11 protein-coding genes are annotated in these 13,001 nt (G+C 73.7%); 7 read left to right on the forward strand and 4 right to left on the reverse strand.

The genetic code is table 11. From position 1 onward, the window contains the following. Positions 1 to 443: 443 nt before the first annotated feature. On the reverse strand, positions 444 to 1,709 hold the full coding sequence (locus tag NQU55_RS26810; protein WP_256791320.1) for a glycoside hydrolase family 18 protein: 1,266 nt from the start codon (positions 1,707 to 1,709) through the stop codon (positions 444 to 446). A gap of 368 nt (positions 1,710 to 2,077) precedes the next feature. Here NQU55_RS26810 and NQU55_RS26815 point away from each other — a divergent pair, with 368 nt between their 5' ends. Continuing rightward, entirely contained in the window at positions 2,078 to 3,250 is a 1,173-nt protein-coding gene (locus tag NQU55_RS26815) for an acyl-CoA dehydrogenase family protein (RefSeq protein ID WP_168094105.1), read from the forward strand. A 55-nt stretch (positions 3,251 to 3,305) separates the two neighbouring features. On the opposite strand, the gene NQU55_RS26820 is transcribed toward NQU55_RS26815, so the two are convergent. Beyond that, positions 3,306 to 3,683: a hypothetical protein gene (locus NQU55_RS26820; RefSeq protein WP_168094106.1), complete on the reverse strand. Its 378-nt coding sequence runs from the start codon at positions 3,681 to 3,683 to the stop codon at positions 3,306 to 3,308. Positions 3,684 to 3,889: 206 nt separating this feature from the next. On the opposite strand from NQU55_RS26820, the gene NQU55_RS26825 reads away from it, so the two are divergent. The 5 genes from NQU55_RS26825 to fxsA all read left to right on the forward strand — a co-directional run bounded on the left by NQU55_RS26825 (position 3,890) and on the right by fxsA (position 9,752). Next, positions 3,890 to 4,333 (forward strand): Lrp/AsnC family transcriptional regulator, encoded by a 444-nt coding sequence (locus NQU55_RS26825; protein ID WP_030365423.1) that lies wholly within the window; start codon positions 3,890 to 3,892, stop codon positions 4,331 to 4,333. A 144-nt stretch (positions 4,334 to 4,477) separates the two neighbouring features. Next, positions 4,478 to 6,121, forward strand: a complete 1,644-nt coding sequence (locus NQU55_RS26830; RefSeq protein WP_168094107.1) for an amidohydrolase — start codon at positions 4,478 to 4,480, stop codon at positions 6,119 to 6,121. Between the two features lie 514 nt (positions 6,122 to 6,635). Further along, on the forward strand, positions 6,636 to 8,327 hold the full coding sequence (gene lnt, locus NQU55_RS26835; protein ID WP_256791322.1) for an apolipoprotein N-acyltransferase: 1,692 nt from the start codon (positions 6,636 to 6,638) through the stop codon (positions 8,325 to 8,327). Beyond that, positions 8,324 to 9,085: a glycosyltransferase gene (locus tag NQU55_RS26840; RefSeq protein ID WP_168094108.1), complete on the forward strand. Its 762-nt coding sequence runs from the start codon at positions 8,324 to 8,326 to the stop codon at positions 9,083 to 9,085. Before lnt ends, NQU55_RS26840 begins: the two co-directional genes overlap by 4 nt. A 61-nt stretch (positions 9,086 to 9,146) precedes the next feature. Next, positions 9,147 to 9,752, forward strand: a complete 606-nt coding sequence (fxsA, locus tag NQU55_RS26845) for an FxsA family membrane protein (RefSeq protein ID WP_168094109.1) — start codon at positions 9,147 to 9,149, stop codon at positions 9,750 to 9,752. Positions 9,753 to 9,887: 135 nt separating this feature from the next. Here the strand turns inward: fxsA and NQU55_RS26850 are convergent, their stop codons facing one another. Then, positions 9,888 to 10,262 (reverse strand): RNA polymerase-binding protein RbpA, encoded by a 375-nt coding sequence (locus tag NQU55_RS26850; RefSeq protein ID WP_004948858.1) that lies wholly within the window; start codon positions 10,260 to 10,262, stop codon positions 9,888 to 9,890. A gap of 256 nt (positions 10,263 to 10,518) precedes the next feature. Continuing rightward, positions 10,519 to 11,238 (reverse strand): membrane protein YczE, encoded by a 720-nt coding sequence (gene yczE, locus NQU55_RS26855; protein ID WP_372504812.1) that lies wholly within the window; start codon positions 11,236 to 11,238, stop codon positions 10,519 to 10,521. Positions 11,239 to 11,392: 154 nt separating this feature from the next. On the opposite strand from yczE, the gene NQU55_RS26860 reads away from it, so the two are divergent. Further along, entirely contained in the window at positions 11,393 to 12,916 is a 1,524-nt protein-coding gene (locus tag NQU55_RS26860) for an SCO1417 family PLP biosynthesis transcription factor (protein WP_256791324.1), read from the forward strand. Positions 12,917 to 13,001: the final 85 nt, after the last annotated feature.

Consider the following 13,001-nt stretch of genomic DNA (forward strand, 5'->3'; position numbering starts at 1 on the left):
AGGACATGCAAGTACGCCGGTGCGCGGGCCTGCTGACGCATGGACACGCAGGTACGGGCCCGGTCCGCCTCAGCGTAGTGCGGCAGCCTCGTCCATGTGATCGCCGGTCGTGCGTCCGTACCCGCGCGGAGGCGACCGGGGCGCCCGGCGCGGGTGGTGCGCGAGGGGTTCCGGGTACGGGCCAGACCCCCGGCCCCACGCGCTACGCGACGTGGTGGTCGTCGTGCGACGAGCAGATCGCGCCCGTGTCGAGCACGCCCCTCGGCGGGGCGGACAACCGCCGGACGGCCGGCTGCCTCAAGCACAACGACCTGCTCACCGACGACACCGTGTCACAGCAGGTGCTGACGTTCCTTCGGTGAGCCGTCCGGCCCGGGCGCGCGAGCGCGGTCCGCCCTCACGGGAGGAGAGAGGGCGGACCGCGGGTTCGTGGGGACCGGGCGTCAGCGGATGGCCTTGATCAGTTCACCGTCGGCCGTATCGCCGCTCAGCTCCCAGAAGAAGGTGCCGCCCAGCCCCTGCTGGTTCTTGTACGACATCTTCCCGGCGATCGTCGACGGGGTGTCGTAGCTCCACCAGTCGCTGCCGCACTTGGCGTAGGCCGTGCCGCCCACCGTGCCGTTGGCCGGGCACTTGGTCTTCAGGACCCGGTAGTCCTCGAAGCCCGCCTCGTAGGTGCCCTTGGCCGGGCCGGTCGCCGTGCCGCCCGGGGCCGGCTGCGTCACGCCCGTCCAGCCGCGGCCGTAGAAGCCGAGGCCGAGGAGGAGCTTGGAGGAGGGGACGCCGAGCGACTTGAGCTTGGTGATCGTGGCGTCGGTGTTGAAGCCGGCCCTGGGTATGCCGCTGTAGGAGGTCAGCGGGGAGTGCGGGGCCGTCGGTCCCTTGGCCTCCCAGGCGCCGAAGTAGTCGTAGGTCATGGGGTTGTACCAGTCGACGTAGCGGGCGGCGCCCGCGTAGTCCACGGCGTCGATCTTGCCGCCGTTCGACGCGTCGGCGGTGATGGCGGCCGTGACCAGGTTGCGCGTGCCGAACTTCGCGCGCAGCGCGGCCATCAGCTTCACGAACGACTCGCGGCCGCTCGTGTCGCACGTCAGGCCGCAGGCGTTGGGGTACTCCCAGTCGATGTCGATGCCGTCGAAGACGTCGGCCCAGCGCGGGTCCTTGACGAGGCCGTAACAGGACTCGGCGAACGCGGCGGGGTTCCTGGCCGCCTCGCCGAAGCCGCCCGACCAGGTCCAGCCGCCGAAGGACCAGACCACCTTGAGGTTCGGGTGCAGCTTCTTGAGCTTGCGCAGCTGGTTGAAGTTGCCGCGCAGGGCGCCGTCGTCCCAGGTGTCGGCCTTGCCGTCGACGCTGCCGGCCGCGGTGTAGGCCTTGTCGTAGTCGGCGTAGGCGTCCCCGATGGTGCACTTTCCGTTGGTGACGTTGCCGAAGGCGTAGTTGATGTGGGTGAGTCTGGCGGCCGATCCCGACGTCTCGATGTTCTTGACGTGGTAATTGCGTTCGTACACGCCCCAGTTGGTGAAGTAGCCGACCACCTTGCCGTCGGCGGCGGTGTCGTCGGGATCCGCGGCGGCGGGCGACGCCGATGCCGCGCCGCCGAGGAGCGTGGTGGTGATCAGGGCCCCGGCGGCGGCGAAGGCGGCCAGGAAGGTCCGGGTGGAGCGGAGGGTGAGGGGTCTGCGGGAGGTGCGGGATGGTGCGGGCATGGGGTTCTCCTCGGTGGGGAGGGGAGAGCTCTCGGGGGGTGACCTGCACTCGTGCCTGCGTTCAGCCGCCGCGGCGATGGGCATGCACACGCCGAGCGGTGGCAGGACCATAGAAGGACTAGACCAGTGCGGTCAATGGTTTGGACCAACCCCGTTCATGACTCCGTCAGGAGCGCGTTGTCCCTGGTGCACGACTTGTCAACCCGTGACGTCCGCCCGCCGATCGGGCATACTCCAAGCCGCCACAGCCGCAGGTCATCCCGTGTCGCGACCCGGCGCGGAATCATCGGCTGGGGGATCACCGACGGCGGCGCCACACCCTTGCGCGCCCGCCGTCGCAGCGCCCTGACAGGGAGGAGAGCGCCGCCATGACCGACCACGGCCCCCAGCCGGTGGAGCGTCAGCTGCCCACCGAGGAGTCCCGCGACCTGCTCGCGCTCGTACGCGACCTGGTGCAGCGGGAGATCGCGCCCGCCGCGGCCGAGGAGGAGGAAGCCGGGCGCTTCCCCCGCGAGGTCTTCCGGCTGCTGTCCGCCTCGGGCCTGCTCGCCCTCCCCTACGCCGAGGAGTTCGGCGGCGGCGACCAGCCCTACGAGGTCTACCTCCAGGTCCTGGAGGAGCTCGCCGCGGCCCGTCTCACCGTGGGCCTGGGCGTCAGCGTGCACACCCTCGCCTGCCACGCCCTCGCCGGCTTCGGCAGCAAGGAGCAGCAGGCCGAGCACCTGCCCGGCATGCTCGGCGGCGGCCTCCTCGGGGCGTACTGCCTCTCCGAGCCCTCCTCCGGCTCCGACGCCGCCTCACTGCGCACCCGCGCCACCCGCGACGGCGACACCTGGACCCTTGAGGGCACCAAGGCGTGGATCACCCACGGCGGCGTCGCGGACTTCTACACCGTCCTGGCGCGCACGGGAGGCGAGGGCGCCCACGGCATCACCGCCTTCCTCGTGCCCGGCGACGCCCCCGGCCTGTCGGCCGCACCGCCCGAGCGCAAGATGGGCATGAAGGGCTCGCCGACCGCGCAGCTGCACTTCGACGGGGTGCGGGTGCCGGACGCGCGCCGCATCGGCGAGGAGGGGCAGGGCTTCACGATCGCGCTGTCCGCGCTGGACTCCGGGCGGCTGGGCATCGCCGCCTGCGCGATCGGCGTCGCCCAGGCCGCGCTGGACGAGGCGCTCGCCTTCACCGCCGGGCGGCGGCAGTTCGGCCGGCCGATCGCCGACTTCCAGGGCCTGCGCTTCATGCTCGCCGACATGGCCACCCAGATCGAGGCGGGCCGCGCGCTCTACCTCGCCGCGGCGCGGCTGCGCGACGCCGGCCTGCCGTTCTCCCGGCAGGCGGCGATGGCCAAGCTGTTCTGCACGGACGCGGCGATGCGGGTGACCATCGACGCCGTCCAGCTCCTCGGCGGCTACGGCTACACCGCGGACTTCCCCGCCGAGCGCTACATGCGCGAGGCCAAGGTCCTGCAGATCGTCGAGGGCACCAACCAGATCCAGCGCATGGTGATCGCCCGTCACCTGGCGGGCCCCGAGAGCCGCTGAGGACCGCGACGGCGGGCGGGCGCCACGCGCCCCGCCCGCCGGGCATCCCCGGCCGTCAGGACGGCCGGCGCATCTCCGGGACGCGGACCGGGCGGGATCCGGGGCCCCCGATGTGGGAGAACGGCTGGGTCCGCCAGTCCAGGCTCTCCGGCAGGGTGAGCAGCAGCGCCGTGTCGAACTCCTGGCCGTCCAGCGACTCGTCCACGGCGGGGGCCTCCTCCATGGCGCGGCCGGAGCCGGGGCACACGGTGAGCCCGAAGGGATTCCACGGCGAGGGGCACAGCGCGTGCTCGGGGAGCACGTCCTCGTCCGGGAGCAGGGCGATCGGGCGGGCGCAGTCCGGGCAGGTCACCCGGAACATCGTGCTGGTGTCGACCTCGTACGGCTCGTACGGGCCGCCGTCGCCGTCGTTCAGGCGTTCCAGGCTGGGCATAGTCTTTCTCCCCCTCGGATCGGCCGGCCACGTCGCGGCCTCGGCCACAGCAAGCACTTCCCGCGCCGCGAGCCGGGTAATCGCCGCATCACGGAGGACACGGGTGCATATCTGTGTTGTTCGTCACATGTCTTTGTGCGGGGGCATGCGCCCCCTTGGAGCCGTCGACTGTGCTGCTCCGGCCGGAACCCAGTAGGTTGATCCGCGTGGAGGAGCTGGACAGAGAAATCGTGGAACTGCTCGTCAAGGACGGGCGGATGAGCTACACCGACCTGGGGAAGGCCACGGGCCTGTCGACCTCGGCGGTGCACCAGCGCGTGCGCCGGCTCGAACAGCGCGGTGTCATCCGCGGCTACGCGGCGGTGGTCGACCCCGAGGCGGTCGGGCTGCCGCTCACCGCGTTCATCTCGGTGAAGCCGTTCGACCCCAGCGCTCCCGACGACATCGCGGACCGCCTCGCCGAGATCCCGGAGATCGAGGCGTGCCACAGCGTGGCCGGCGACGAGAACTACATCCTCAAGGTGCGCGTCGCCACGCCGCTGGAGCTGGAGCACCTGCTGGCGCGGATCCGGTCGCTGGCCGGGGTCTCCACGCGCACGACGATCGTGCTGTCCACGCCGTACGAGGCGCGGCCGCCGCGCGTCGGCTGACGCCGGGCCTCTTTCATCCGCTTTCGTCCTTAATCGCCGGACCGGCTCAGAATATTTCGAGCCCGTCCGGCGATGGAGGACACCGGGGTCCGGGGCGGAGCCCCGGGTGGGGGCCGGGCCGGGCCAGGGGAGAGACTGATCCCTATGACCGAGCCCCACGCATCCCAGGACACCCCGCGCACCGTTCTGCTGCGCAACGGCGACGTGCACAGCCCCGCCGACCCGTTCGCCACGGCCATGGTCGTCGAGCGGGGCGCCGTCGCCTGGGTCGGCTCCGAAGGCGCCGCCGACTCCTTCGCCGAGGGCGTCGACGACGTGGTCGACCTCCGGGGCGCGCTCGTCACCCCCGCGTTCACGGACGCACACGTGCACACCACGGCGACGGGCCTCGCGCTCACCGGCCTCGACCTCACCGGCACCGGCTCCCTGACCGAGGCCCTCGGCCGGATCCGGGCCCACGCCGCCGGCCGCCCGGCCGACCGCGTCCTCCTCGGCCACGGCTGGGACGCCAGCGCCTGGCCCGAGCAGCGGCCCCCGGCCCGGCGCGAGCTGGACGAGGCCACCGGCGGCCGGCCGCTGTACCTCACCCGCTCCGACGTCCACTCCGCCGTCGTCACCACGGCCCTGCTCGACCTGGTGCCGGGCCTCACCGGCCTCGGCGGGTACCACCCGGACGGGCCGCTGACGGGCGAGGCCCACCACGCCGTGCGCGCCGCCGCGTACGACGCGGTCACCCCCGCGCAGCGCGCCGAGGCCCAGGCCGCCGCGCTCGACCGCGCGGTCTCCCTCGGCATCGGCTCCCTGCACGAGTGCGCCGGCCCGCAGATCTCCAGTGCCGACGACCTCACCGGGCTGCTGAGCCTGGCCGCCGGCCGGCGCGGTCCCCGCGTCGTCGGCTACTGGGCGGAGGCCATCACGTCCGCGAACGGAGCGGACCGCATCCGCGAGCTCGGCGCGCTCGGCGCCGCCGGCGACCTCTTCGTGGACGGCTCCCTCGGCTCGCACACCGCCTGCCTCCACGAGCCCTACGCCGACCTGCCCGGCAGCACCGGCGCCGCCCACCTCGACGCCGCGGCCGTCGCCGCCCACGTCGCCGCGTGCACCGAGGCGGGCATCCAGGCCGGTTTCCACGCCATCGGCGACGCCGCGCTGACCGCCGTCGTCGAGGGCGTCCGCGCCGCGGCGGACAAGCTGGGCCTGGCCCGCGTCCGCGCCGCCCGGCACCGCGTCGAGCACGCCGAGATGCTCACTCCCGAGCACATCGCGGCCTTCGCCGAGTTCGCCCTCACGGCCTCCGTGCAGCCCGCCTTCGACGCCACCTGGGGCGGCGACACGGCCATGTACGCCCAGCGCCTCGGCGTCGAGCGCGCCCGCACCCTCAACCCGTACGCGGCCCTGCTGCGCGCCGGCGTCCCGCTCGCCCTCGGCTCCGACAGCCCCGTCACCCCGCTCGATCCGTGGGGCACCGTCCGCGCCGCCGCCTTCCACCGCACCCCCGGGCACCGCGTCTCGGTCCGGGCCGCGTTCACCGCGCACACGCGCGGCGGCTGGCGGGCGATCGGCCGCGACGACGCCGGCGTCCTCGTGCCCGGCGCACCCGCCGACTACGCGGTCTGGCAGTCCGGCGACCTCGTGGTGCAGGTGCCGGACGAGCGCGTGGCGAGCTGGTCCACCGACCCGCGCTCGGGCACCCCGGGCCTGCCCGACCTCACCCCCGGCGGCCCGCTCCCCGTCTGCCTGCGGACCGTCGTGGGCGGGCACACCGTCTACGAGCGGCCGAACGAGTGACTCCGCGCCCGGCGCGTACCGCCGAACGATGAGAGACCGGCCTGTCGCCCCTCGTGATCACTCGCCGTACTGACCTGCTGATTTGGTGTGTATCTCCAGGTCACAGAGGTGTTGACAGGGTGCGGGCGACGGCCGGTAGGTTCTGCGGAGTCCACCACAGGACGTCAGGCCGGTGCACTTCCGCACAGTCGTCGAACGCAGCTGGGCCATGGGGGCGGTGCGCCGGGGAGCGGCCACCGCCACTGGCAGCCAGGTTCCAGCGCACGGGGGCGAGGGAGGTGCCGCCGGGCCGGCAGGTGCGACCCGGGTGGGGCCCGGACGTTCAGTAGACAACGGCTCTCGGTCGACCCGCAGCCAGCGGGTCCCAGGTCGGCCCGAAGGACGCCGGGCCCCCATTCGACCCACCCCTCTCCTCCCGCCCTTCGCGCCCCTCCCCGCGCACCCAGGGCGGGCAGGGTGCCCCGAGCGAGGTACCGTCGGGCTCACCACCGCAAGACAGCAGGAAGGCTCGCCCGTGCCCCCGGGTCCCGAAACCACCGCCGGAGCCGCCGCGGCATCCGCCCCCGCCGGCGAGGAGCGCCCGCCGGAGACCCCGGAGGATGCGTATGCCCCGCAGGAGCGCCCCGGCCGTGCCGTGCGCTTCGCCCGGCTCGCGCGCCGCGAGGCCCCCCGCACCGGTGCCGCCGTGGCCGCCGGCGTCGCGCTCGCGCTGTCCTTCCCGCCGTACGACGTCTGGCCGCTGTCGGTCGCGGCCGTCGCCGCGCTGGCCCTGCTGACCCGCGGCCGCACCGCCCGCCAGGCGGCGTGGACCGGGTTCGCCTTCGCGCTGCCCTTCTTCTTCGTGCTGCTGCGCTGGCTGCACGTGGTCGGCTACGACGCCGTCCTCGGCCTGTCGCTGATCGAGGCCCTGTTCGTCGCCGTGCTCGGCGCGGCCCTCGCCCTCGTCTCGCGGCTGCCCGCGTGGCCGCTGTGGGGCGCCTGCCTGTGGGTCGCCGAGGAGCTGGCCCGCGACCGGCTGCCGTTCGGCGGCTTCCCCTGGGGCCGGCTGGCCTTCGCCAACACCGGCTCGCCCTTCACGCCGCTCGCGGCGCTCGGCGGCGCCCCGCTGGTGACCTTCGCCGTCGCCCTCTCCGGCGGCCTCCTCGCGTACGCCGCGGCCGCCCTGTGGCGGCTGCGCGCGGCGGGAGGCCGTACGGTCCGCGCCGCCCTCCCGGGCGTCGAGGCGCTCGCGCTGGCCGCCGCCCTCCTGCTCGCCGGATACGCCGTGCCCGTGCCCACGAAGGCCGACGACGAGGTCAAGGTGGCGCTCGTCCAGGGCAACGTCCAGCACGCCGGCATGGACTTCCTCGGCCGCCCGATGATGATCCTCGACAACCACGCCGAGGCCACCCTCCAGCTCGCCCGCGACGTCAAGGCGGGCAAGGTGCCCCGGCCCGACCTCGTCATCTGGCCGGAGAACTCCTCCGACCTCGACCCGTTCCAGTACCCGCAGGCGTACGACCGCATCGACCAGGCCGTGAAGGCCATAGGCGTGCCGGTCCTCGTCGGCGCCCTGGTGGACCACCCGGGCCGCAGCGGCTACATCGACAACAAGGGCATCGTCTGGGACCCGAAGACCGGGCCCGGCGCCTCGTACGCCAAGCAGCACCCCGTGCCGTTCGGCGAGTACGTGCCCTTCCGGAGCGCGCTGAGCAAGGTCATCACCCGCCTCCAGCGCGTCCAGCGCGACTTCTACCCCGGCGACCACACCGGTGTCATGCAGGTCGGCCCGGCCCGGCTCGGCGACGTCATCTGCTTCGAGGTCGCCTACGACGAGATCGTCCGCGACACCGTCAAGGACGGCGCCCGGGCCCTCGTCGTCCAGACCAACAACGCCACCTACGGCCGCACCGGCCAGCCGGACCAGCAGCTGGCCATGTCGCGGCTGCGGGCCGTCGAGCACGGCCGGGCCGTCGTCACCGCCGCCACGAGCGGCATCAGCGCCGTGGTCGCCCCCGACGGCACGGTGCAGCAGCGGAGCGAGGAATTCACCCGGGACGTGATCAGCGCCACCATCCCGCTGCGCGACGGGACGACCGTCGCCGACCGTGTGGGTGCGGGGCCCGAATGGGCGCTCGCTATGGTGGGGCTTCTGTCCTGTGCGGCCGCACTCCTGATCGGCCGTCGGGTACGAATGGACGAGCGGAACAAGAGGGGCCAGCAGTGAACGACGACGGGCAGCGCAGATACGGTCCGCTCGGCACGACCTTGGTGATCATCCCGACCTACAACGAGGCGGAGAACATCAAGAACATCGTCGGCCGGGTGCGGGCGGCCGTGCCGGAGGCGCACGTCCTCGTCGCGGACGACAACAGCCCCGACGGCACCGGCAAGCTCGCCGACGAGCTCGCGGCCGACGACGACCACGTCAAGGTGCTGCACCGCAAGGGCAAGGAGGGGCTCGGCGCCGCCTACCTGGCGGGCTTCCGCTGGGGCCTGGACAACGACTACGGCGTCCTGGTCGAGATGGACGCCGACGGCTCCCACCAGCCGGAGGAGCTGCCCCGCCTGCTCACCGCCCTCAAGGGCGCCGACCTGGTGCTCGGCTCGCGCTGGGTGCCCGGCGGCCGGGTGGTGAACTGGCCGAAGTCGCGCGAGATCCTCTCCCGCGGCGGCTCCACCTACTCCCGGCTGCTCCTCGACGTGCCGATCCGCGACGTCACCGGCGGCTTCCGGGCCTTCCGGCGCGAGACGCTGGAGGGCCTCGGCATGGAGGACGTGGCCTCCCAGGGCTACTGCTTCCAGGTCGACCTGGCCTGGCGCGCGGTCAAGGCCGGCTTCCACGTCGTGGAGGTCCCCATCACCTTCGTCGAGCGCGAGCTCGGCGACAGCAAGATGAGCCGCGACATCGTCGCCGAGGCCCTGTGGCGGGTCACCTCCTGGGGCGTCGGCTCCCGCGTCGGCAAGGCCATCGGCCGCAAGTGACGCCGTAAGCGCCCCATAAGCCCCGATCCGGGTTCCGCCGCAGGCCAGGCACACTTGAGGCATGACGTTCGGAGCGCAGCAGACGATGAACGGCCGCCCGCCGAAGCGGCGGCGGGCCCGCAGGCTCATCCCCCTGGGAGTGGCCCTCTGGGCCGTCCTGGAGATCTGGCTGCTCACGCTGGTGGCCGGTGCCGCCGGCGGGCTCACCGTCTTCGCCCTGCTGGCCGGCGGCGTCGTCCTCGGCTCCTACGTGATCAAGCGGGCGGGGCGGCGGGCCTGGAAGCGGCTGACGGTCTCCCTGCAGCCGGGCGGTGCGACCGCGGGGCCGGGCGCCCAGGAGAGCGGCGGCAACGCCCTCACCATGCTCGGCGGCCTGCTGATCATCCTGCCGGGGCTGCTGTCCGACGTGGCCGGCCTGCTGTGCCTCTTCCCGCCCACCCGCTCCCTGCTGCGCAAGGCGGGGGAGCGGTGGCTCGACCGCCCGGCGGCCCCCGGCACCCTCGGGGACGCCTTCCGGCAGGCCCGCAGCGCCGATCTCGGCGGGATGGGTGGCATGGGCGGAACGGGCGGGATGGGCGGGCCCGGCGGCAAGGTCGTCCAGGGCGAGGTCATCCGTGACGACGAGCCGCCGGCGCCGCGCCCCGGCGGCCCCCAGCTGCCGCGCTAGCCGCCCCGGCGGAGCGCCTGGAGCGTGTCCCGCACCGGTCGCCCCGGCCGCACCGGCGCATGACAAGGGCCCGGGCCACTGCGTGAAGCAGTGGCCCGGGCCCTTGGCAATGCAATCTGCAATAGCTCCCGCCGGTCAGGCGGACTTGCGGGTGTCCCGCGGATGAACGGCAATGTTCATGGCACCGGAGCGAAGGACCGCCAGCCGTTCGGCCAGCACCTCCTCCAGCTCCTCGCGGGTACGCCGCTCCATGAGCATGTCCCAGTGCGTACGCGCGGGCTTGCCCTTCTTCTCCTCAGGACCATCGCCGTCCACCAGGAGTGCCACGGCGCCGCACGCCTTGCACTCCCACTCCGGCGGAATCTCCGCCTCTACCGAGAACGGCATCTCGAATCGATGGCCGTTCGGGCATGCGTACTCCACCGCCTGGCGCGGGGCCAGATCGATGCCGCGGTCGGTCTCGTAGCTGGTAACCACAAGTCGCGTGCCGCGGAGAGCTCGCTCACTCATGAATCGTGCCTCCCGGGCTTAGTCGCCCACAGGACAGGTGTCGCTGTCGTCGTCATCCGGTCAACGTCCGGTCGGCGGTGAAGATTCCCGTTGAGGGACATGCGTCGCCCGTCGTGCCGCCCCTTGTTGTACCCACCAACGCCCGTTTTGTCACATCTGGCAACGGATGTCACCCTGTGTTTCTGTCGCTTTAGCGTGCAGTAACGGTTCGTTCGGTGGGTCGAAGGCGTACACTACCGGCCCGCTTGATCCTGGCCTAAACCAGGTCCGGAATTTCGCGCCCGGCCGGGTGTACGGGGGCCGGAGCCGGGGCCTCCGGAAGGGCGAACAGGCGCAGGAAGAACTGCGACAGCGGGCCGATCGCCAGGGCGTAGAAGACCGTTCCCAGGCCCACCGAGCCGCCGAGCACGAAGCCCGTCGCCAGCACGACCACCTCGATGCACGTGCGCACCAGGCGCACCGAGCGCCCCGTCCGCCGGTGCAGGCCCGTCATCAGCCCGTCGCGCGGGCCCGGGCCGAATCTGGCCGAGATGTACAGCCCGGTCGCCATCGCGCACAGCGCCACCGCGAAGGCCAGCAGTGGGATCCGTATCCACAGGGAGCGCGGGTCGGGCACCAGGCTCAGCGTCGCGTCCATGGCCAGGCCGATGACCAGCACGTTGGAGACCGTGCCCAGGCCGGGGCGCTGCCGCAGCGGGATCCACAGCAGCAGCACCAGCGCGCCGATCGTGATCGACGCCGTGCCGATCGACATCCCCGTGTGCTCCGCGACGCCCTGGTTCAGCACGTCCCACGGCGCGAGCCCCAGTCCCGCCCGCAGCTGCAGCCCCGCGCTCACGCCGTACAGCGCGAGCCCGACGTAGAGCTGCAGCAGCCGGCGGGCGAGGGACGCCCCTCCCGGTGCGCCTTCCGGCTCCGGCGAGCCTTCCGACGGGCCTTCCGGTGCCCCTCCCGGCGGTCCCCCTGATGCGGACACGGTTCCTCCTGACGCTCGGCACGCCGCCCCGGGGCGGCGTGGACGGTACACGTGGCGGCCACCCGCAGTGGTGCAAGTGGCCTGCCGCATGACAGTCTGAGAGACAGGTGGACGCAAGATCCATGGCCAATCCTCGGAAGGTGGACCGATTCAGATGAGTCATTGGACCTCCTCGGTGGGGGCGCAGAAGCTCGCCCGCCTCCTCGGCTCGCAGCGCGACCGCGAGGCGCAGGGCGGCCGCGGCACCGTCACGCCGCTCGGCGGACGCCGCGCCCCCGCCTACCGCTCGCTCGCGGACGGCATCCGCCTCCTCGTCCTCGAAGGCCGCGTCCCCGTCGCCGCCCGGCTGCCCGCCGAGCGCGAGCTCGCCGCCGCCCTCTCCGTCAGCCGCACCACCGTCGCCGCGGCCTACGAGGCCCTGCGCGGCGAGGGCTTCCTGGAGTCCCGGCGCGGCGCCGGCAGCTGGACCGCGGTGCCCGCGGGCAACCCGCTGCCCACCCGCGCCCTGGACCCCCTGCCCCCCGAGGCCGCCGGCTCCGTCATCGACCTCGGCTGCGCCGCCCTGCCCGCCGTCGAGCCCTGGCTCGGCCGCGCCGTCCAGGGCGCCCTGGAGGAGCTCCCGCCCTACGCGGCCACCCACGGCGACTACCCCGCCGGCCTGCCCGCCCTGCGCCAGGCCATCGCCGACCGCTACACCGCCCGCGGCGTGCCCACCATGCCCGAGCAGATCATGATCACCACGGGGGCCATGGGGGCCGTCGCCGCCATCTGCCGGCTCTTCGCCGGCCGCGGCGAGCGCGTCGCCGTCGACTCGCCCTCCTACGCCAACGTCCTCCAGCTCATGCGCGAGGCCGGCGCCCGCCTGGTGCCCGTCGCCATGGCCGACGGCCTCGGCGGCTGGGACCTGCCGGCCTGGCGCCAGGTGCTGCGCGACGCCGCGCCCCGCATGGCCTACGTCATCGGCGACTTCCACAACCCCACCGGAGCCCTCGCCACCGAGGAACAGCGCCGTCAGCTCGTCGAGGCGGCGCGCGCCGCGGGCACCCTGCTCGTCGCCGACGAGACCATGGCCGACCTCTGCCTGGAACCCGGCCTGGAACTGCCGCGCCCCGTCTGCGCCTTCGACCCCGCAGGCAACGCCGTCATCACCGTCGGCTCCGCCAGCAAGTCCTTCTGGGCCGGCCTGCGCATCGGATGGGTGCGGGCCGCACCCGAAGTGATCCGCAGCCTGGTCGCCGCCCGCGCCTACGCCGACCTCGGCACGCCCGTGCTCGAACAGCTCGCCGTCACCTGGCTGCTGACCACCGAGGGCTGGGACGCCGCCGTCGCCATCCGGCGGACCACGACGCGCGAGAGCCGCGACGCCCTCGTCGCGGCGGTCCGGCGCCACCTGCCCGAATGGGAGTTCACCGTCCCGCGCGGCGGCCTCACCCTGTGGGTGCGCACCGGCGGCCTCTCCGGCTCCCGCATCGCCGAGGCGGGCGAACGCCTCGGCGTACGCGTCCCGTCGGGCCCCCGCTTCGGCGTCGACGGCGCCTTCGAAGGCTATGTCCGCCTCCCGTTCACCGTCACCGGAGCCGTCGCCGAGGAGGCGGCCTCCCGCCTGGCCGAGGCGGCCCGCCTGGTGGCGAGCGGCGCGACGGCCGCGGTGGAGGCGCCGCGGACGTACGTGGCGTGACGGTGCGCGGCCGGCTTCCGGCGGTGCCGGCCTGACCTGGGGTGCACGGGGCACCGCCGGGCTGCGCCGGGGGGGCGGGGGCCGC

It is taken from the genome of Streptomyces telluris, assembly GCF_024519335.1.
Lineage (GTDB): Bacteria > Actinomycetota > Actinomycetes > Streptomycetales > Streptomycetaceae > Streptomyces > Streptomyces telluris.

What these genes read in the sequence shown, in the direction of transcription:
- NQU55_RS26820 (WP_168094106.1), bottom strand. Translation starts at nt 3,683, where the DNA reads ATGCCCAGCCTGGAACGCCTGAACGACGGCGACGGCGGCCCGTACGAG.
- NQU55_RS26810 (WP_256791320.1), bottom strand. Translation starts at nt 1,709, where the DNA reads ATGCCCGCACCATCCCGCACCTCCCGCAGACCCCTCACCCTCCGCTCC.
- NQU55_RS26850 (WP_004948858.1), bottom strand. Translation starts at nt 10,262, where the DNA reads ATGAGTGAGCGAGCTCTCCGCGGCACGCGACTTGTGGTTACCAGCTAC.
- NQU55_RS26860 (WP_256791324.1), top strand. Translation starts at nt 11,393, where the DNA reads ATGAGTCATTGGACCTCCTCGGTGGGGGCGCAGAAGCTCGCCCGCCTC.
- fxsA (WP_168094109.1), top strand. Translation starts at nt 9,147, where the DNA reads ATGACGTTCGGAGCGCAGCAGACGATGAACGGCCGCCCGCCGAAGCGG.
- NQU55_RS26815 (WP_168094105.1), top strand. Translation starts at nt 2,078, where the DNA reads ATGACCGACCACGGCCCCCAGCCGGTGGAGCGTCAGCTGCCCACCGAG.
- NQU55_RS26830 (WP_168094107.1), top strand. Translation starts at nt 4,478, where the DNA reads ATGACCGAGCCCCACGCATCCCAGGACACCCCGCGCACCGTTCTGCTG.